This window comes from Streptomyces triticisoli (genome assembly GCF_003270085.1).
Classification (GTDB): Bacteria; Actinomycetota; Actinomycetes; order Streptomycetales; family Streptomycetaceae; genus Streptomyces; species Streptomyces triticisoli.
This window is the reverse complement of record NZ_QFDQ01000234.1, coordinates 1-21,130: the sequence shown is the minus strand read 5'-3', so window position 1 is coordinate 21,130 and position 21,130 is coordinate 1. Positions and strand designations below refer to the sequence as shown.

The following is a 21,130-nucleotide window of genomic DNA, read 5'->3' as shown; positions in this document are numbered from 1 at the left end:
CCGCCGACCGGGCGGCCGCCCGCGAGGAGGCCGCCGAGGCCGCCCGCGCCGCCCTCGACCCGGAGACCGGCGCCCTCCTGCGCGCCGCCCTGCTGTCCCGCCCCGGCGAGCGCCCCCAGCTCTTCCTCACCGCCCACCACCTGGCGGTGGACAGCGTCTCCTGGCGCATTCTCCTCGCCGACCTCGCCCAGGGCTACCGGCAGGCGGCCCAGGGCGACCCGGTTCGACTGGAGCCCGTCGCCACGCCGTTCGCCGACTGGGCCGCGCACCTGTCCCGCCGCGTGCGCGCCGGTGACCTCGACGCCGACCTGCCGCACTGGACGGCCGAGGCCGCCGAACCCCGTACCCCGCTGCCCGTGGACCGCCCCGGCACCCCGCTCGCCGGCTCGGTCCGCACCCTGCGCACCCGCGTGGACCGCGCCACCACCGGCGCCCTCCTGCGCCAGGTGCCCGCGGTCTACCGCACACAGGTCAACGACGTGCTGCTCAGCGCGCTGAGCCGGGTCCTCGCCGACTGGACGGGCACCGAGCGGGTGACCGTCGCCCTGGAGGGCCACGGCCGCGAGGACGACACGCTGGACCTGTCCCGCACGGTGGGCTGGTTCACCACCCAGTACCCCGTCACCCTCACGCCCGCCGGACCGTCCGGCGCGCCCGACTGGGGCACGACCCTCAAGACGGTGAAGGAGCGGCTGCGGGCCGTCCCCCGGCATGGCCTGTCCTACGAGGCCCTGGCCCGCCTCGGCTCGCCCGACCCGGCCGCCCGCGCCCTGCGGGACCTGCCGCTGCCCCAGGTCTGCTTCAACTACCACGGCCAGTGGGAGGCCGGCGACGGGCGGGACTTCGCCCCGGCGGACGAGGCGCCCGGCCGCGACATCGCCGCCGGCGAGCCGCTCGACCACCTGCTGGACGTATCCGCCGTGGTCGCCGGCGGCGAACTGGAGATCACCTGGCACTACAGCGACCAGGTGCACGACGAGGACACCGTCCGCACCCTCGCCGACGGCATGACCCGCGCGCTCGCCGCGATCGCCGAGCACTGCGCCGAGCCGGGCGCGGGCGGCCGCACCCCGTCCGACTTCCCGCTGGCCCGCCTCGACCAGGACCGCCTGGACCGGCTGGTCGGCGACGGGCGGGACGTGGAGGACGTCCTGCCGCTGACCCCGCTCCAGGAGGGCATGCTCTTCCACCGGCTGGTCGGCGGCGACGACGACGTCTACGTCGACCAGGCGGCGCTCCTGCTGGACGGCGTCGCCGATCCGCACGCCTTCGCCGCGGCCTGGCAGCGCGTCACCGAACGCACGCCCGCCCTGCGCACCTGCGTGGTCTGGGAGGACATCCCCGTGCCCCTCCAGGTCGTGCGCCGGGACGTGCGGGTGCCGGTCACCCACCTCGAATGGCGGGACCTGGACGAGGCGGAGCGGGCCGAGCGCCTCGCCCGGCTGCGGGCGGACGACCTGGCCCGCGGCATCGACCTCGCCGCCGCGCCCCTGATGCGGCTGACCCTGGTCCGGCTGCCCGACGCCGGGCTGCACCTGCTGTGGACCTCCCACCACCTGATCCTGGACGGCTGGAGCCTGGCACAGGTGCTGACCGAGGTGTGCGAGGAGTACGCGGCCCTCACCGCCGGCGCCGAGTCCCGGCCGCCGGTACGGCGTCCCTTCGGCGACTACGTGCGCCGACTCGCCGAGCAGGACCCCGGCGCCGCCCGCGCGCACTGGCAAGGCGTCCTCGCCGGCTTCACCACCCCCACCCCGCTGCCCGCCGACCGTCCCCTGCGCGAGGCCCACCTGGCCCGCTCCGCGGACGTGCACACGGCCGGCCTGGACGACGGGACGTCGGCCCGGCTGGCGCGCACCGCGCGCGAGGCCGGACTTACCCTCAGCACGGTCGTGCAGGGTGCCTGGGCGCTGCTGCTGGCCCGCTACGGCGCCGAGGACGACGTGGTGTTCGGCACCACCGTCTCCGGCCGGCCCGACGACCTGCCCGGCGTCGAGTCGATGGTGGGCATGTTCATCAACACCGTGCCCACCCGAATACGCGTCGACGCCGGGCGCACGGCCGGCGCGTGGCTGCGGGAACTGCAGGACGCCCAGGCCGAGTCGAGACAGTTCGCGGCCGTGTCGCTGGCCGAGCTGACCCAGCTGAGCGACGTGCCGTCCGGCAGCCCGCTCTTCCACAGCATGGTCGCCTTCGAGAACTACCCCTTCGACGAGGCCCGCACGGCCGGCTCCGGGGTGCGCCTGGCCCAGGTGACCTCCCGCGACGCCACCAACTACCCGCTCGTCCTGCGAGCCCACCACGGCGAACGCCTCGGCTTCGACCTCGCCTACGATCCCGCCCTGTTCGACGCGGCGACCGTCCGCTCGCTCGCCGACCGGCTGTGCCTGCTGCTCACGGAACTGGCCGACGGCACCGACCGGCCGCTGCGCGCCCTGGCCCGGCCGACGGCCGAGGAACGGCGGCGGATGCTCACCGACTGGAACGGCACCGAGGCGGGCCGCCCGGAAGAGACGCTGGTGGACCTGTTCGAGGCACAGGCCGCCCGCACGCCCGGCGCCGTCGCCGTCACCTGCGGAGGCGAGCGTCTGGACTACGCGACGCTCGACGCCCGAGCCGGCCGGCTCGCCCACCGGCTCGCCGAACTCGGCGCCGCGCCCGAGCGGTTCGTCGCCCTCGCCCTGCCCCGCTCCTGCGACCAGGTCGTGGCGATCCTCGCCGTGCTGAAGACCGGCGCGGCCTACCTGCCGATCGACCCGGCCTCGCCCGCCGAACGCATCGGCCACCTCCTCGCCGACGCCGCCCCGGTGACGCTGGTGACCACGACCGGCACGGCGGCCCGGGCCGAGGGCACCGACCTGCCCGTCCTCCTCCTCGACGACCAGGACGTCGAGGCCGACCTCGCCCGCCGCCCGGCCACCGGCCCCGCCCCGGCCCGCCGGCCGCTGCCGGAGAGCCCCGCCTACGCCATCTACACCTCCGGCTCCACCGGCCGCCCCAAGGGCGTGGTGATCCCGCACGCCAACGTGGTGCGGCTGTTCACCCGCACCAGCCACTGGTTCGGCTTCGGCGCGGACGACGTGTGGACGATGTTCCACTCCTACGCGTTCGACTTCTCCGTGTGGGAGCTGTGGGGCCCGCTGCTGCACGGCGGCCGGCTCGTGGTCGTGCCCGAGGAGACCGCCCGCTCCCCGGAGGACTTCCTGCGCCTGCTGGCGGACGAGCGGGTCACCGTCCTCAACCAGACGCCGTCCGCGTTCTACCCGCTGATCCGCGCGGACGCCGAACACCCCGAAGCCGGCGCCCGCCTCGCGCTGCGCACGGTGGTCTTCGGCGGCGAGGCCCTGGACACCGGCCGGCTCGCCGACTGGTGGACGCGCCACCCGGCCGCCGCCCCGCGGCTGGTCAACATGTACGGCATCACCGAGACCACCGTGCACGTCACCCATGCCCCGCTCGACCCCGCAGGCGCCGCCGACGGCCCCGCCGGCCCCATCGGCGTTGCCATCCCGGATCTGCGGGTGTACGTGCTCGACGCGGACCTAGAGCCCGTGCCGCCCGGCGCGACCGGCGAGATGTACGTGGCGGGGGAGGGCCTGGCCCGCGGCTACCTGGGTCGCCCCGGCCTCACCGCCACCCGCTTCCTCGCCGACCCCTTCGGGCAGCCCGGCAGCCGCATGTACCGCACCGGCGACCGGGCGAGGTGGCGGGCCGACGGCACCCTGGAGTACCTGGGCCGCGCGGACGCCCAGGTGAAGATCCGCGGCTACCGCATCGAACCCGGCGAGATCGAGGCGGCCCTGCACGCCCACCCCGGCGTCGCCGAGGCCGCCGTCGGCGTGTTCGAGGACGCCTCCGGAACCCGCCGGCTCGTGGCGCACGTCGTCGGCTCCGGCGGCGAACCTCCCGCGGCGGCCGAGCTGCGCGCCCACCTGGAGCGCCTGCTGCCCGCCCATATGGTGCCCGCCGCCTACGTGCCGACGGACGCGCTGCCGCTCACCGTCAACGGCAAGCTCGACCGGCGCGCTCTGCCCGCGCCGGGACCGGAGGGCTACGCCGCAGGCACCGACCGGACCTCGCCGCGCACGCCCGCCGAACGGCTGGTCGCCGCCGCCTGGGCGGACGTGCTGGGGGTCGAGGAGGTGCACGCCGGGGACGACTTCTTCGCGCTCGGCGGCGACTCCATCCTCGCCGTCCGCGTCACCGCCCGGCTGCGCGCCGCGTTCGGTCCCGACGTCTCCCCGAGGCTGCTGTTCACCCGCCCCACGGTGGCCGCCCTGGCCGCCGAGCTCGGCGAACCGGCCGGCGACGCGTCCGCCCCGCGGGACGACGCGATACCGGCGACCGCCCCGCAGACCCCGGCGCCGCTGTCGTACGCCCAGCAGCGCCTGTGGTTCCTCGACCGGTTCGAGCCCGGCAGCACCGAGTACACGACGCTGTCCGTGCTCCGCCTGCGCGGACCGCTCGACGAGGGCGCCCTGCGCACCGCGCTGGACGGCCTCGTCGCCCGGCACGAGGCGCTGCGCACCACGTTCGCCGAACAGGACGGACAGGCGCTGCAGGTGGTGCACCCGCCGCACCGGGTCGACCTGTCCGTGGACGACCTCACCACGGCCCCGGACGCGCGGGCGGCACTGGACGCGCTGCTGGAGCGCGAGGCCGCCACGCCCTTCGACCTGGCGGCCAAACCGCTGCTGCGCGCCCGGCTGGCCCGCCTGGCCGCCGGCGAGCACGGCGAGCACGTCCTCGTCCTCGCCGTCCACCACATCGTCACCGACGGCTGGTCGCTCGGCGTCCTCGGCCGGGACCTGGGCGAGCTGTACGCGGCGGCGCACGAGGGCCGCCGCCCCGAGCTGCCGGAACTGCCCGTCCGGTACGCCGACCACGCCGCCTGGCAGCGCGCCCGCACCGACCGCGTCGAGGACCAACTCGCCCACTGGCGTCAGGTGCTGGACGGCGCGCCCCCGCTGGAGCTGCCGACCGACCGGCCGCGTCCCGCCGTACGGACCCGGGACGGCGCGCTGGTGACCTTCACCCTGCCCGCCGAGCTGACCGACCGGCTGCGCGGGCTGGGCCGGGAGGCCGACGCCACCCTGTACATGACGCTGCTGACCGCCTGCACGGCCCTGCTGTCCCGCTGGGCCGACCAGGACGACTTCGCCGTCGGCACCGTCACCGCGGGCCGTGAGCGCCCCGAACTGCACGACGTGGTCGGTATGTTCGTGAACACGCTGGTGCTGCGCAACCGGGTGCGCCCCGGCACGTCGTTCCGCGCGCTGCTGGAGCAGGTGCGCTCCACCGTCCTGGAGGCGTTCGCCCACCAGGACGTGCCCTTCGAACGGCTGGTGGACGCCCTCCAGCCCGAGCGGGACACCAGCCGCACCCCCCTGTTCCAGGTCATGGTCGCCCTGCACAACCTGGGCGCCGAGGCTCCCGCGCTCCCGGGCCTGGACGTCGAGCCGGTCATGCCGCCGGTCCGGCACGCCACGTTCGACCTGGCCTTCGACTTCGTGGAGGGCGACGGCGGCGTCACCGGCCACCTGGAGTACGACACCGGCCTGTTCGACGAGGACACCGTCCGGCGTCTGGCCGCCCGCCTGCGGCTGCTGCTTCAGGCCGCGGCGCAGGACCCCGACCGGGACGTGCGGGCGCTGGAGCTGATGACCGCGGCCGAGCGGCGCCGGGTGCTCCACGACTGGCAGGGGCCGCGGCTCGCGGTTCCGCAGACCACCTTCCCCGCCCTGTTCGAGGCGCAGGCCGCCCGCACCCCGCACGTCACCGCCCTGGTGGCACGGGACGCCACGCTCGACTTCGCCGCCCTCAACGAGCGCGCCAACCGGCTCGCCCACCACCTGATCGCCCAGGGCGTCGCCCCCGAGCGGGTGGTCGCCGTACGGCTGCCGCGCACCTCCGACCTGATGGTGGCGGTGCTCGCCGTCACCAAGGCGGGCGGCACCCTCCTCTGCCTCGACCCCGACCTGCCCGCCGAACGCGTCGCCCACCTCCTCGCCGACGCGGCCCCGCACACGGTGCTGACCCCTGCCGCACTGCGCGACACGCCGTGGGACCGGCTGCCCGCCCACGACCCCACCGACCGCGACCGCCCGGCCCCGCTGCGCCCGGACCACGCCGCCTACATCGTCTACACCTCCGGCTCCACCGGCCGCCCCAAGGGCGTCGTCGTCGAACACCGCCACCTGGTCAACCTCTGCCACGACCACCGCGAAGGCCTCGTCGCCCCGCACACCACGGACGGGCGCCGGCTGCGCGCCGCGCTGAGCGCCTCGTTCTCCTTCGACACCTCCTGGGAGGGGCCGCTGCTGCTCGCCCTCGGGCAGGAGGTCCACCTCGTCGACGAGGACGTGCGCCTGGACCCGGACGCGTTCTGCGCCCAGATCGCCGAACGCCGCCTGGACCTGGTGAACGTCACCCCGTCCTTCCTGCGCGAACTCACCGCCGCCGGACTCCTCGCACCCGGCCGCCACCACCCGCGCGTCCTCATGGTCGGCGGCGAGGCGACGGGCCCCGACACCTGGCGGGAGCTGTGCGCCGCCGCCGGCCTCGGCGTCACCGCGTACAACATGTACGGGCCCACCGAATGCACCGTCGACGCCACGTACGGGCGCTGCGCCGACCACCCGGACCGGCCGGTCATCGGCCGCCCCGGCCGCAACCTGCGCGCCCACGTCCTCGACGGCGCCCTGCGCCCGGTGCCGCCCGGCGTGCCCGGCGAGCTGTACCTCGCCGGCGCGCAGGTGGCCCGCGGCTACCTGGGCCGCCCCGGCCTGACCGCCGCGCGTTTCGTCGCCGACCCGTTCGGCGCGCCGGGTGGGCCCCTCCTGCCCGACGGCGGGCAAGGAGGGAGGATGTACCGCACCGGCGACCGCGCCCGCTGGAACGAGCGGGGGCAGCTGGAGTTCCTGGGCCGCGCCGACGAGCAGATCAAGGTCCGCGGGTTCCGCATCGAACCCGGCGAGGTCGAGGCCGCGCTGCTCGCCCACCCGGACGTGTCCGAGGCCGTCGTGACGGCACGCGAACACGCGGGCCGGCTCATGCTCGTGGCTTACCTGGTGCCCGCCGGGGACACCGTCCCGACCGCCGACGCACTGCGCCTCGCGCTCCGGCGCACCCTGCCGGACCACATGGTGCCGGCGGCGTTCGTCCCGCTGGCGCGGATCCCGCGCACCAGCAGCGGCAAGACCGACCGGCGCGCCCTGCCCGCCCCGCCCGCGCAACCGGACCCGGACACGGCGTACGTGGCACCGCGCCCCGGCACCGAGGAGACGCTGGCCGCGATCTGGACGGACGTCCTGCGGGTCGAACGGGTGGGCGCGCGGGACAACTTCTTCGCGCTCGGCGGCGACTCCATCCTCAGCATCCAGATCGTCTCCGCCGCCCGCCGGGCCGGACTGGCGCTGACCACCAAGGACGTCTTCCGCCACCAGACCGTCGCCGAACTCGCCCTGCGCGTCACCGAGTCGGCCCCCGCGGCGGCGGACGCGGCCCCGCCCGCCGAGGCACCGCTCACGCCCATCCAGCGCTGGTACCTCGACGGCCGCCGCCCCGGCGACCCGCTGCGCTTCACCATGTCGCAGCGGATCGAACTGGCCCCCGGAACCGACCTGGCCGCCCTGCGCCCCGCCGTCGACGCCCTCGTCCGCCACCACCCGGCCCTGCGCACCCGCTTTTGCCGCACCGACGACGGCTGGTACCAGGACGTCCTGCCGGATGCCCCGGACGGCATCCTCACCCACCACGACGTGACCGGCCTGGACGGCCCCGCGCTGGAGGCCGAGGCGCGGCGCGCGGCGGACGCCGCCCGGGACCGGCTCGACCCGGCCGAGGGCCGGGTGGTGCGCGTCCTGCTCTTCGACCGCGGCCCGGACCTGCCCGCGCAACTCCTGTTCACCGTCCACCACCTGGTCGTCGACGGCGTCTCCTGGCGGATCCTGCTGGCCGACCTGGAGACCGCCCACCGCCAGGTGACGGACGGACGGCCCGTCGAGCTGCCCCCGGCCGGCACCGCGTACGGGCACTGGGCGGCCCGGCTTCAGGCGCACACCCGTTCCGGTGCCCTGAACGGCGACCTCGCCCATTGGGAACGCACCGCGGCGGCCCCCGCCGGCCTGCCCGCGGCCCGGCCCGGCCCCAACACCCACGGCACCGCCGCCACGCTCACCGTGGAGCTGGAGCCGGAGACGACCGAGGCCCTGCTGCGCCGGGTCCCGGAGGTCTACCGCACCCAGGTCAACGACGTCCTGCTCAGCGCCCTCGGCCGCACCCTGGCCCGCTGGTGCGGGCGCGACACCGTGCTGGTCGGCGTGGAGGGCCACGGCCGCGAGGACCTCTTCGACGACATGGACCTCTCCCGGACGGTCGGCTGGTTCACCGCCGAGTTCCCCCTCGCGCTGAGCGTCGCCCCCGACGCCGGCTGGCACGACACCCTGCGCTCGGTGAAGGAGCAGCTGCGCGCGGTGCCCCTGCACGGCCTGAGCCACGGCGCGCTGCGCCACCTGCTGCCCGACAGCCCGCTGGCCGGCGCTCCCGTGCCGCAGGTCGGCTTCAACTACCACGGCCGGTGGGACGCCGACGGCGGCGGGAGCGGCCTCTACGGCGCCGCCCTGCCCCCGGCCGGCTCCGACACCGACCCCGACGCACCCCGCCCCTACCTGCTGGACATCACCGGCGTGGTCCAGGACGGCCGCCTCGAACTCGGCTGGACCTACCCGCCGGCCGTCTACGACGAGTCCACCGTCCGTGAGCTCGCCGACGAGATGTGCGCGGCGCTGCGCGACATCGCGGCCCACTGCGCCCGCCCGGACGCGGGCGGCCGCACCCCGTCGGACTTCCCGCTCGCCGGGCTCGGCCAGACGGAGCTGGACCGCCTCGTGGGCGACGGCCGGCACGTGGCGGACGTCCTGCCGCTGACGCCCCTGCAGGCCGGGATGCTCTTCCACGGCCTGGTGGACACGGCGGGCGCCTACTTCGACCGGACGGCCGTACGGCTGTCCGGAGTGGCCGACCCGCGGGCCTTCGCCGCGGCCTGGCAGCAGGTCGCCGACCGCACCGAGGCCCTGCGCACCAGCGTCCACTGGCAGGGCCTGCCGCACCCGGTCCAAGTCGTCCGCCACCGCGTGGAGCTGCCCGTCACCCACCTGGACTGGCGGCACCTGGAGCCCGGGCAACGAGAGAGGGAGACCGAGGAACTGCTGGCCGCCGACCGCACGGCGGGCATGGACCTCACCACCGCACCCCTCACCCGCATCACCCTGGCCGCGCTGCCCGGCGACGAGATCCTGCTGCTGTGGTCCTCCCACCACCTGATCCTGGACGGCTGGAGCACCGGGCAGCTGCTCACCGAGGTGTGCGAGCGCTACGCCGCGCTCACCGGCGGCCGCGAGGCCCCCGCGCCGGTGAGGCGTCCGTTCTCCGACTTCCTGCGCTGGCTGCAGGATCAGGACGAGCACGCGGCCGAGGCGTACTGGGTCGGCGCCCTCGCCGGCTTCCCGGCCCGCACCCCGCTGCCGTACGACCGCACACCGGCCGAGGCGCACCGCGCCCGCGCCGCCGCCACGGTGCACCGGCAGCTGGACGAGCGGGTCTCGGCGCGGCTGCGGGAGACGGCGGCACGGGCCGGGCTGACGGTGAACACCGTGATCGAGGGCGCCTGGGCGCTGCTGCTGTCCCGCCACGGCGGACGCGACGACGTCGTGTTCGGCACGACCGTCTCCGGGCGTCCGGCCGAACTGCCGGGCGTGGAGGCGATGATCGGCATGTTCATCAACACCGTGCCTGCCCGGATCCGCGTCACGGGCGGGGGAGTGGCGTCCTGGCTGCGGGGCGTGCAGGAGCGGCAGAGCGACGCCCGGCGCTTCGACTTCCTCGCGCTGCCCCGCATCCAGGCACTGAGCGAGGTCCCGGCGGGCGAGGCGCTGTTCGACAGCATGGTGGTGTTCGAGAACTACCCCGTCGACGAGTCCGCCACGGCCCGGACGGGCGTGCGCGTCGAGGAGGTGCGGGCCGACGACGCGCCGACCTTCCCGCTGTGCCTGCGCGCCCACCTCGGCGACCGGCTCGGCATCGACCTCGCCTACGACGCCGACCTGTTCGACGCGGACACGGCCGAACGCCTCGCGGCCAGGCTCGCGGTCGTCCTGACCGCCCTCGCCGACGGCATCGGGACGGACGCGGACGTGACCGGCCTGGAGCTGCTGACCGAGGACGACCGCGCCCTGCTCCAGCGGTGGAACACCACCGCCCGGCAGGTGGCGCCCCGCAGCCCCGTCGAGCTGTTCGCCGAGCAGGCCCGCCGCACCCCCGACGCGCCCGCCCTGCACGACAGCGACACGGAGCTGACGTACCGCCGCCTCGACGACTGGTCCGACGCCGTGGCGTCCCGGCTCCTCGCCGGCGGCCTGCGGGCGGAGGACCGGGTGGCGCTGCTGATGGACCGCTGCGCCGAACTCGTCGTCGCCCAGCTCGCCGTCCTCAAGGCGGGCGGCGCCTACGTACCGGTGGACGCCCGCGCCCCCGAGGAGCGGCGCCGCACGCTGATCGAGCGGGCGGGCGCGACGGCCGAGCTGACCGCCGCGGACGTCGCCGCCGCGCGCACCCCCGTGCCGGGCGCGCCCGTGGCCGTACCCGCGGACGCCGACCGGCCGGCGTACGTGATGTTCACCTCCGGGTCGACCGGCGAGCCCAAGGCGGTCGCGGTACGGCACCGCGACGTGGCCGCCCTCGCCACCGACAGCCGCTTCACCGGCGGGGTGTGCGACCGGGTGCTGCTGCACTCCCCGGTGGCCTTCGACGCCGCCACCTTCGAGGTGTGGGCGCCCCTGCTCACCGGCGGCTGTGTGGTCGTGGCACCGCCCCGGCCCCTGGACGCGGCACTGCTGCGGGACCTGGCCCGCGACGGCGGCCTGAGCGCGCTGTGGCTGACCGCCGGCCTCTTCCGGCTGCTGGCGCAGGACGCGCCGGACTGCTTCGCCGGCCTGCGCCAGGTGTGGACCGGCGGCGACGTGGTGCCCGCCGCGGCCGTGCGCCGCGTGCTGTCCGCCTGCCCCGGCCTGACCGTCGTGGACGGCTACGGCCCCACCGAGACGACGACGTTCGCGACGTCCTTCGCGCTCACCGACGCGACGGCCGTCCCCGACACCGTGCCCATCGGCCACCCGCTCGACGACATGAGGGTCCACGTCCTCGACGGCCGTCTGCGGCTCGTACCGCCGGGCTGCGCCGGCGAGCTGTACCTCGCCGGCGAGGGCGTGGCCCGCGGCTACCTGGGCCGTCCCGGCGACACCGCCGCCCGCTTCCTCGCCGACCCCGCCGGCCCGCCCGGCACGCGCATGTACCGCACCGGCGACCTGGCCCGCCGCCGCCCCGACGGCACGGTCGACTTCCTGGGCCGCGCCGACGACCAGGTGAAGATCCGCGGCTTCCGCGTCGAACCCGGCGAGGTGGAGGCGGTCCTCGCGGCGCATCCCGGAGTCGCGGACGTGGCGGTCGTGGCCCACGAGGACCGGCCCGGCCGTCGGCGCCTGGTGGCCTACGTGGTCGGCCCCGAGGACGTCACGGCCGTGCGGGAGTACGCCCGGCGCTCCCTCCCCGACTACCTCGTGCCCTCGGCGTTCGTCGCCCTGCCCGCGCTGCCGCTCAGCGGCAACGGCAAGGTCGACCGGACCGCGCTTCCGGCGCCGGAGCCCGCGAGCGGGGAGCGGCAGGGCGCGCCGACCGCGCCGCGCACCGACGCCGAGCGGCGCACCGCCGACGTCTTCGCGGAGGTCCTCTCCGTGCGACGGCCCGGCGTGGAGGACGACTTCTTCCAGCTGGGCGGCGACTCCATCCTCAGCATCCGGCTGGCCGCCCGCCTGTCCGAGGCGTTCGGCACCGACCTGTCACCGCGCGCGGTGTTCACCCACCCCACCCCCGCCGCCCTCGCCGCCCTGCTCACCGCGGAGCCGTCCGGCGACGCCGCGCCCACCGCGATCGTCCCCGTCCCCCGCGACATGCCCGCCCCGATGTCGTACGCCCAGCAACGCCTATGGTTCCTGGAGGAGTTCGCGCCGGGCAGCGGAGAGTACGTCACCGCGCTGGCCCTGCGCCTGCGCGGCCGGCTCGACGTGCCCGCTCTCACCGCGGCCCTGCGCGCCCTGGTCGAGCGGCACGAGGCGCTGCGTACCACCTTCGACACGGTGGACGGCCACGGCGTGCAGACCGTCCACCCGGCTCCGGACGTGCCGCTGACGCTGCACGACCTGTCGGGAACGGCGGAGACCGACCCGGCGGCCCGGCTGGAGGAGCTGCTGGAGGCCGAGCGTGCCCGCACGTTCGACCTGCGGCGCGGCCCGCTGCTGCACGCGGGGCTGATCAGGCTCTCGGACGACGAGCACGTCCTGACGCTGACCCTGCACCACATCGTCACCGACGGCTGGTCCACCGGAGTACTCACCGGTGACCTCGCCCACTTCTACCGCGCCGAACTGGGCGCGGACGACGGACAGTTGCCGCCGCTGCCGGTGAGTTACGCCGACTACGCCCACTGGCAGCGCGGCAACGGCACGGACGAACACCTCGCGTACTGGAAGGAGCACCTGGCCGGTCTGGAAACGCTGGACCTGCCCACCGACCGGCCGCGTCCGGCGGTGCGCACCCACGACGGCGCCACCGTGCGCCTCGTCCTGCCGCGCGGCACGACCCGCCGCCTCGTCCAGGTGGGCAGGGGCCGGCAGGCCACCCTGTTCTCCACGCTGGTCGCCGCCGCGCAGACCTATCTGGCCCGCCTGACCGGCGGCCGGGACATCACCGTCGGCACGGTCACCTCCGGCCGCGACCGCGCCGAGACCCAGAACCTCGTCGGGTTCTTCGTCAACACCCTCGTCCTGCGCTCCCGCGTCGAACCCGACCGTCCCTTCCCCGAGTTCCTCACCGAGGTACGCGGAACCGTACTGGACGCCTTCGCCCACCAGGAGGCGCCGTTCGAGCGGGTGGTGGACGAGGTGCAGCCGGTCCGCGACACCAGCCGCACCCCCCTGTTCCAGGTCATGGTGGTGCTGCAGAACGCCCCGGCCGCCGACCTCGACCTGCCCGGCATCGAGGTCACCGGCGTCGACACGGACCTGCGGTACGCGGCGTTCGACCTCACCCTGGAGTTCGCCGAGACCCCCGCCGGAGAACTGCACGGCCTGCTCACCTACAACACCGACCTGTTCGACGCGGCCACCGCCGAACGGATGGCCGACCAGCTCGGCACGCTCCTGACCGCCGTCGCCGACGACCCCGACCGGCCCCTGGGCGCCCTGCCGCTCGCCACCGACGAGACGCTCAAGACCGTCCTCGACCAGGGACGCGGCACCGCCCGCCCGGTACCGGCGGCGACGCTGCCGGAGCTGTTCGAACGGCAGGCCGCCCGCACGCCCGACGCCGTGGCCCTGGCCGACGCCGACGGCCGCGAGCTGATGTACGCGGAGGTCGAGCGCGCCGCCAACCGACTGGCGCACCGGCTCATCGCCCGGGGCGTGGGACCCGAGCGGGTCGTGGCGCTGGCCCTGCCCCGCGGCGCGGAGACGGTGGTGGCCCAGCTCGCCGTGGCCAAGGCCGGCGGTGCCTTCCTGCCCATCGACCCGGACTACCCCGAGCAGCGGAGGGAGTTCATGCTGCGCGATGCGGGCGCCTGGCTCGTCCTGGACGACCCCGCCGCTGTACGGGACGCGGACGGACCGGACACCGCGCCCACGGACGCCGACCGCACGGCCGCGCTGACCGTCGCCCACCCGGCGTACGTGATCTACACGTCCGGTTCCAGCGGCACACCCAAGGGCGTGACGGTGACCCACAGCGGCCTGGCCGCCTTCGCCGCGGCCGCCGCCGACCGCTACGACGCGGGCCCCGGCGACCGGGTCCTGCAGTTCGCCTCGCCCAGCTTCGACGCCTCCGTGCTGGAGCTGTGCGTGTCCCTGCTCGGCGGAGCCACCCTCGTCACCGGGGAGGAAGGCCCGCTCGTCGGCGAGCGGCTCGCCCAGGTCCTCGCCGAGCGGCGCATCAGCCACACGCTGATCCCGCCCGCCGCCCTGGCCACGGTCGCCCCCGAGACCTCCGACGCCCTGCCGCACCTGCGCACCCTCATCGTGGGCGCCGAGGCGTGCCCGGCCCACCTCGTCGAACGGTGGGCACCCGGCCGACGCATGATCAACTCGTACGGCCCGACCGAGGCCACCATCGTCGCCACCTGGACCGGCCCCCTCGCCCCGGGCACGGGCGCCCCGCCGATCGGCCGCCCGGCCGGCGCCACCCGCGTCCACGTGCTCGACGCCGCTCTGCGCCCCGTCCCGCCCGGCGTCACCGGCGAACTGTACGTGGCCGGACCCGGACTGGCCCGCGGCTATCTGAACCGGCCCGGCCTGACCGCCTCGCGTTTCGTCGCCGACCCGTTCGGCGCGCCGGGGGAGCGGATGTACCGCACCGGTGACCTGGCCCGCTGGGACGCGTCCGGCGAACTGCGCTTCGCCGGACGCGCCGACGACCAGGTGAAGCTGCGCGGCTTCCGCATCGAGCCCGGAGAGATCGAGAGCGCGCTGCGCCGCAGCCCGCGGGTGCGCGACGCGGTGGTCACCGTACGCGGTGGCGGGACCGACCCGGACGGCCGGTCCGGCGGACGGCTCGTGGCCTACGTCGTGCCCGCCGAGGGCACCACGGAGGAACTGCCGGTGCCGGAGCTGCGCGACCACCTCGCCGGGCTGCTCCCGCCGCACATGGTCCCGTCGGCGTTCGTCCCGCTGGAGCGCCTGCCGCTCACCCCGAACGGCAAGACCGACCGCGGCGCCCTGCCCGGACCCGGCCCCACGCACACCGCCGTCGGGCCGCGCACGGCACCGCGCACCGACACCGAACGCCGCATCGCCCGTATCTGGGCCGACGTCCTCGGTGTGGCGGACGTCGGCGCGCACGACAACTTCTTCCACCTCGGCGGCGACTCCATCCTCAGCATGCAGGTCGTGTCACGGCTGCGGCGGGACGGACTGCACCTGGCCACCCGCGACCTGTTCACCCACCAGACGGTCGCCGAGCTGGCCACCGTCGTCACCGGCGCGCCCCAGCATTCCGGGGACGGCCCGGTGAGCGGAGACGTGCCGCTCACCCCCATCCAGGAGTGGTTCCTGACCAGCCCGCGCGCCGGCCACGGCCACTTCAACCAGTCGCTGTTGCTGGAACTCGGCACCGCCCCGGACGCCGCCGCCCTGGAAACGGCCCTGAACGCCCTGCTCGACCACCACGACGCCCTGCGCATGCGCTTCACCGAGGACCAGGACGGCTGGCGCCAGTTCAACCCGCCGCCGTCCGACACCGACCGCGACCGGCTCCTGAACCGCCACGACCTGAGCGGCCTGACCTCCGCCGAGGCCGACGCGGCGATGGAGAAGACCGCCGACGACCTGCACACCGGGTTCGACCTGGCGCGCGGTCCGCTGCTGCGGGCGGCCCTGTTCACCGGGGGCGCCGACCGGCCCGCCTTCCTCCTCCTGGTCGCTCATCACCTGGTGGTGGACGCCGTGTCCTGGCGCATCCTGCGCGACGACCTGGAGGCCGCCTACCGGCAGGCCGTCCAGGGCGAGACCGTCGCGCCGGGCGAACGCACCACCTCCTTCCGCGACTGGGCCCGAGGACTCGCCGCGCACGTCGCGGCCGGCGCCCTCGACGACGAACTGCCCTACTGGGAACGGGCGGTGAACGCCGAGCCCCTGCCGGCCGAGGCACCGACCGGGCCGGAGACGGGTCCCGTCGACACGCTCACCGTCGAACTGGACGAGGCGGACACCGAGGCACTGCTGCGCGCCGCGCCGACCGCCTATCGCACCCGTGTCAACGACGTTCTGCTCGCCGCCCTCGCCCTGGCCCTGGCCCGCTGGACCGGCCGCGAGGAGGTCCGCCTGGACCTGGAGAGGCACGGCCGCGAGGACGTCCTCGACGACGTGGACCTCTCCCGCACGGTCGGCTGGTTCACCACCATCCACCCCGTCGCCCTCCAGGTGCCCGAACCCGCCGACCTCGGCCCCGCCCGGGACTGGCGGACCCTGGTGAAGGCGGTGCGCCGCCAACTGCGCGCCGTGCCTGGCAACGGCCTGGGCTTCGGCGCGCTGCGCACCTTCGGTCCGCCCGAGGTGCGCGAGCGGCTCGGGCGGGCCGCGCACGGACAGGTCGTCTTCAACTACCTGGGCCAGTGGGACGCCCGCCCGGAGAACCCCGGCGACGGCCTGGTGCGCGCCGAGCACGGGTCGTTCGGACGGCACCACGATCCGCGCGACAGCGGCTCCCACCCGCTGGAGGTCGTCGGCGCGGTGCAGGGCGGCCGGCTGTTCCTCACCTGGCACCACCGGCCCGCCCTCCACACCACGGACGCCGTGCGACGTGTCGCGGACGACTTCGCCGAGGCCCTGCGCCACATCGCCCGCTACGCCCGGAACAACCGGTGACGCCCCGCCCCGCGGCCCGCGCCCCACCGCCCGACACCGCACCAGCAGCCCGTCGCCCACCCACCCATCCGACCCGAGAGAGCGAGACCGACAGACATGGACGAGAACACCCGCTACCAGGTGCTGCGCAACGACGAGGAGCAGTACTCGCTGTGGCCCATCGACGTCGAGGTGCCCGCCGGCTGGCAGCCCGTCGGCAAGGAGGGCACGGAGGCGGAGTGCTCCGCCTACGTCGACGAGGTCTGGACCGACATGCGTCCGCGCAGCCTGCGGGAGCGCATGGAGAACGCCGAAGCCTGACGCGTCCCGCCCAGCCACGAAGGACAGGCCGGGGTGCGTCCCGCAACCGCACCCCGGCCTCCGCCCCGCCCGCCCATCCGCCCGCCCGCCCCGAGGAGCCGTCATGACACCGGTCCTGCACACCGAACGACTCACGTTCCGGCCCTACCGCTCCGAGGACGAAGACGTCTTCGTGGCCTTGCTGCGCGACGAGGAGGTCTGCCGCTGGATGGGCCAGGAACGCGTGCCGGAGGCCGACGTCCGCACGCTGTTCCGCGCCATCCTCACCGACGTCTACCCGCAGCGCAGGTTCGACGTGTGGGGACTGTGGCGCGAGGAGGTCTACGTCGGCCACGCGGAGGTGAAGAAGACCGGCAACGTCGACGGCCACGAACTGATCACCGCCCTCGCCCCCGAGCACTGGGGCCGGGGCCTGGGCACAGAAGTGGTCCGCGGCCTGCTCCGCCACGCCGCCGACAACCTGGGACTGAAGGAGATCTACGGCATGGTCGGCGCCGACAACACCGCCAGCCTGGCACTGGGCCGCCGACTGGGCTTCCGGCACGTGCGCGACGTGGTCGGCGACGACGGCACCGTGACCAAGATGATGGTGACCTCGACGACGGACCCGAACTGACGCCGGGAGCCGGTCCGAAGGAAGGAGGTTGATCCCCGGGAGTGGACACCGGGTTTCACGCGACGAGTGACAGCGTACGTGACGTGATCAGTTGCTGTCCGAACTCGGCTGGTGTGAGATAGCCGAGCGCGGAATGCCGACGGCGCCGGTTGTAGTACGACAGCCAGCGGAACAACTCGAGCCGCGTCTGTGCCTTCGAGGTCCAGCGCCTCCCGTGGAGCAACTCACGCTTGAGGCCCTGGAAGAACGACTCGGCGAGGGCATTGTCATAGCTCGAACCGATCCGGCCCATGCTGCGCCGGATGCCGTGCCGGCGGCACACCTCCGCGAAGGCAGCCGCACTGTACTGGGCGCCCCTGTCGGTGTGGAAAACGACGCCGCGAACCCGGCCGCCGCGGGTGGCCACGGCCATCTCGATCGCGTCGGTGACCAGCGAGGTGCGCATGTGGTCGGCGATCGACCAGCCCACCACCCTCCTCGAGCAGATGTCGATCACCGTGGCGAGATAGAGCCACGTCGCGCCGACGGCTATGTAAGTGATGTCGCCGCACCACCTGGTGTTCAGCGCGTCCGCGGTGAAGTCGCGCATCACCAGGTCCGGCGCGGGCGGCGCGGTCCTGTCCGCGATCGTCGTGCGCTTCTTCTTCCGCAGGTGCCGCCCGACGATGTGGTTGATAGGCATCAGCCGGGTGACGCGCTTGCGGTTGATCCTCCGCCCTCTCGCACGCAGCTCGGCGTGGACGCGCGGGGCGCCGTAGGCGCCCTGGTGCTCGGCGTGGATGGCGCGGATCTCGCTCACGGTCCGTTTCTCCTCGGCCTGGCGCCCGGCGCGGTCCTGCTCCGTGGCCAGGTGCCGGTAGTAGTCGGCGCGGGACGCCCCGAGCACCCGGCAGATCCGCTGCACGCCGAAGTCGGCGCGGTTCTCGGAGATGAAGTCCCAACGGTGGGGGCTCACTTCACCTCCCGGGCGAAATAGGCGGCTGCCCGGCGTAGGATCTCGCGTTCCAGGTGCCACTCCTGTTCGGCCTTCAGTAGCCGGGCGTTCTCCGCCCGCAATCGGGCCAGCTCCTCCGCCTCGCTCCCGCCCGAGTCACGGCGTCCGGGCACGGCCTGTGAGTCGTCCTTGCGGACCCACGTCCGCAGCGACTCCGAGGTGATGCCGAGATCCGCGGCCACCGACGCGTACGTCCGCTTGCCGGCCGCGGCGCGGTAGAGCGCGACGGCGTCCTTCCTGAACTCCTCCGGATACGGAGACCTGCGTCCCACCTGGACATCCCTCCCTGGACCAGCAAGATTCATTGTCAGGGTGTCCACTCCAAAGGATCATCCTCAACCGCCGCAATGCGCGCGCTCAGCGCCCAGGCGTTCCCAGATGTCCCGTCTCAACGGAGTTTGATCAGTCTCAACGAGGTTTGATCGGTGCCCGAGGGGGCCGGTTCGAGGACCAGCGAAGTCATCGGAGTCACTCTTTCGGGCCCGCGGGGCCGCTGGCCCCGGCCCGCGCGGCGGCTGCCGCCTCCAGCAGGGACCAGCCGTCGATCTCCACCGCCCGCCGCCCCTCCGGCTGCCACCCGCGGGCCGACGCCGCGTCGAGCAGGGCCCGGACGGCACCGGGTTCGTGCAGGTTCAGGGAGGCGCCCCGGATGTACCCCACGTCTCCGGAGCCCAGGGGAGCCCCGCCCGGCACGTACCGGCCCGGGCCCTCGGTGAAGACGATGCGCAGCGGGCCGCCAGTGCCGGCTGGCTGCGGGTACAGCGTGAGGGTCTCGCAGCATGACCGGCCGCTGCCCGCCCCGCTGTGGCTGTGGCTGTGACGGAGCGTCCACAGATACGCGCGCCCGTCGGCAATCAGCCGACGGGACTTCTTCGGATGGCGGGGCACGGAGCCGAGGGTACGTGGCCTGATCCACAAGCCCCTAGCGGTGACCAGACTTCGGTGAGGCGCACAGGACGGTCGTCAGACTCCGGTGAGAGCGGCCAAGGCCCGATGAGACAGGACACCAAAGTGAGCAGGAGCACCGTTTGCCGCCTCAAACCCTCCCTGCTCCTTGTGCGCGAAACATACGCTAAATGTACGTGGTACGTACGGTTCATGGGATAGGGTGGCGGTCGGGAGGTGTTCCGTGTCCGAATTGTTCGATGCGGTCGACGCGCTGGTGGCGTCCCGCGCTCCGCTGCCGCCGCCGGAGGAGCGCAGGCGGCTGCGCAAGGCCCACGGCCTGACGGTCGAGGAGGTCGCCGCGGCACTGAAGGTGCGCCGCGCCACGGTCAGCGGCTGGGAGTCCGGCAAGACCGAGCCGCGACCGCCGGAGCGTGACGCCTACGCGCGGCTGCTCAAGCAGCTCGCACAGCTCTACCCCGCCCCCGTCGGCGCAGCCGCGCCCGCCCGGGAGGCGGCGGTGCCCAAGACGTCCGCCGGCACACCCGCCCCGGCGCCGGAACCGCGGACTCTGCCCGCATCCCCGGCCTCCGACGCGGCGGCCACGACTGCTTCCGAGAACCCCCCGCCCCTCCCCGCCACCACCGCGCCTCCTGCCGTGTCGCGTCCGGCGCGCACCCCCAGGCCGTCGTCGGTGGCGCGGCGCCCGGGCGCGCAGAAGGCCGCCCCGGCCGACATCCCGGCCGGCGGTGCCGACCCGCGCTTCGCGAACGGCCCGCTCGCGGTCGTCGATGCCGAAGACGGCCAGGTGCTGGCGTACTGCGTCGGCGGCCTGGTCCTGGACGTGCCCGCCAAGTCCCTTCCGGCCCTGGTGGAGTGGACGCTGAAGGAGGCGAAGCTGGGGCAGCCGAAGCTGTCCGGGCCGGGCAAGGACGCCGACCCGCTGCTCGTGCTCACCGAGGCCGCGTTGGAGCGCTACGGCCTGCCGGTCACCCTCACCGAGGAGCAGCGCCTGGCCGGGCGGCTGCCGGAGGGCCACAAGGTCATCAAGCAGCTGACGCGCGCCGACTGGAAGCTGACCAAGCGCGGGTTCGGGCCGTGGGCCAGGATCTACCGCCCCGCGCAGGGCTCGGAGCGCTCTTGCGTGCAGCTGTGCATCCCGTCCTGGCACGCGCTCGACTCCCGCCACTGGGGCCATGCCGCCCAGCTGCCGCCGGCGGACCTCGCCCGGCTCCTGGGCACCTACGCGACCCGGGTGATGACACCGCGCGGCTCCACCGCCGTCACCGGCCTGGAGCTGATGACCGCCTTCCACCCGCCGACCCGCGCCTCCGAGCCCGACGCCGACGGCAAGCGGCACTCCGAGCACAACCCCGGCTCGCTGGGCAAGGACCCGGTGGACTGCGCCCCGTGCGAGGCCCCGGACGGGCACCCGCTGCTCAAGGACCTGCCGCGCTTCCACGTCCGCGGCCCGGCGGAGAAGCTGTTCGAGGAGGCCTACGACTGGGCACGACCCATGACGGACGCCGAGTGCACCCTGCGGCACCTGGTCGGCATCGACGTGAACATGGCCTTCGCCGCCGGAGCGAACGGCCTGGTCGTCGGCCTGGGCGAGCCGACGCACGTCAAGAACCCGGTGTTCGATGCGAAGCTGCCCGGGTCGTGGCTGGTCGACCTGTCCCACGTCGACCTGTCGCGGGTGAAGGCCGGCAAGGACAAGTGGGCGGAGCTGGACGCCGGTCTGCTGCCCAGCCCGTTCACGCCGAAGGGCGAGCGCCCCCAGGGCCCGGCCTGGTACGCCACGCCCTCCGTCGCCTACGCCGTCGAGCTGGGCTACGAGGTCCGCCCGATCGAGGCGCACGTGCGCTA

General features: G+C 74.9%; 6 protein-coding genes. 4 read left to right on the top strand and 2 right to left on the bottom strand.

All coding sequences use genetic code 11. The features are described 5' to 3' along the window. The 3 genes from DEP02_RS28280 to DEP02_RS28270 all read left to right on the top strand — a co-directional run. The coding region (locus DEP02_RS28280; RefSeq protein ID WP_112470514.1) for a non-ribosomal peptide synthase/polyketide synthase at window positions 1-16,466 on the top strand (16,466 nt) is incomplete at its 5' end. 96 nt (window positions 16,467-16,562) lie between these two features. Then, window positions 16,563-16,766 carry an MbtH family protein gene (locus DEP02_RS28275; RefSeq protein WP_112470513.1) on the top strand — a complete coding sequence of 68 codons (204 nt, stop codon included), beginning with the start codon at window positions 16,563-16,565 and terminating at the stop codon, window positions 16,764-16,766. Between the two features lie 103 nt (window positions 16,767-16,869). Continuing rightward, window positions 16,870-17,382 carry a GNAT family N-acetyltransferase gene (locus tag DEP02_RS28270; RefSeq protein WP_112470512.1) on the top strand — a complete coding sequence of 171 codons (513 nt, stop codon included), beginning with the start codon at window positions 16,870-16,872 and terminating at the stop codon, window positions 17,380-17,382. A gap of 55 nt (window positions 17,383-17,437) precedes the next feature. On the opposite strand, the gene DEP02_RS28265 is transcribed toward DEP02_RS28270, so the two are convergent. Both DEP02_RS28265 and DEP02_RS28260 read right to left on the bottom strand, forming a co-directional pair. Continuing rightward, window positions 17,438-18,648 (bottom strand): IS3 family transposase gene (locus tag DEP02_RS28265; protein ID WP_112470511.1). Its coding sequence is split into 2 segments (ribosomal slippage): window positions 17,438-18,402 and window positions 18,402-18,648, totalling 1,212 coding nucleotides; the frame shifts between segments, so codons are not numbered across the junction. A gap of 196 nt (window positions 18,649-18,844) precedes the next feature. Next, window positions 18,845-19,264: a hypothetical protein gene (locus DEP02_RS28260; protein ID WP_112470515.1), complete on the bottom strand. Its 420-nt coding sequence runs from the start codon at window positions 19,262-19,264 to the stop codon at window positions 18,845-18,847. A 241-nt stretch (window positions 19,265-19,505) separates the two neighbouring features. Between DEP02_RS28260 and tap the strand changes: the two genes are divergently transcribed. Next, a partial coding sequence (gene tap / locus DEP02_RS28255) for a telomere-associated protein Tap (RefSeq protein ID WP_112470510.1) occupies window positions 19,506-21,130 on the top strand: 1,625 nt, incomplete at its 3' end.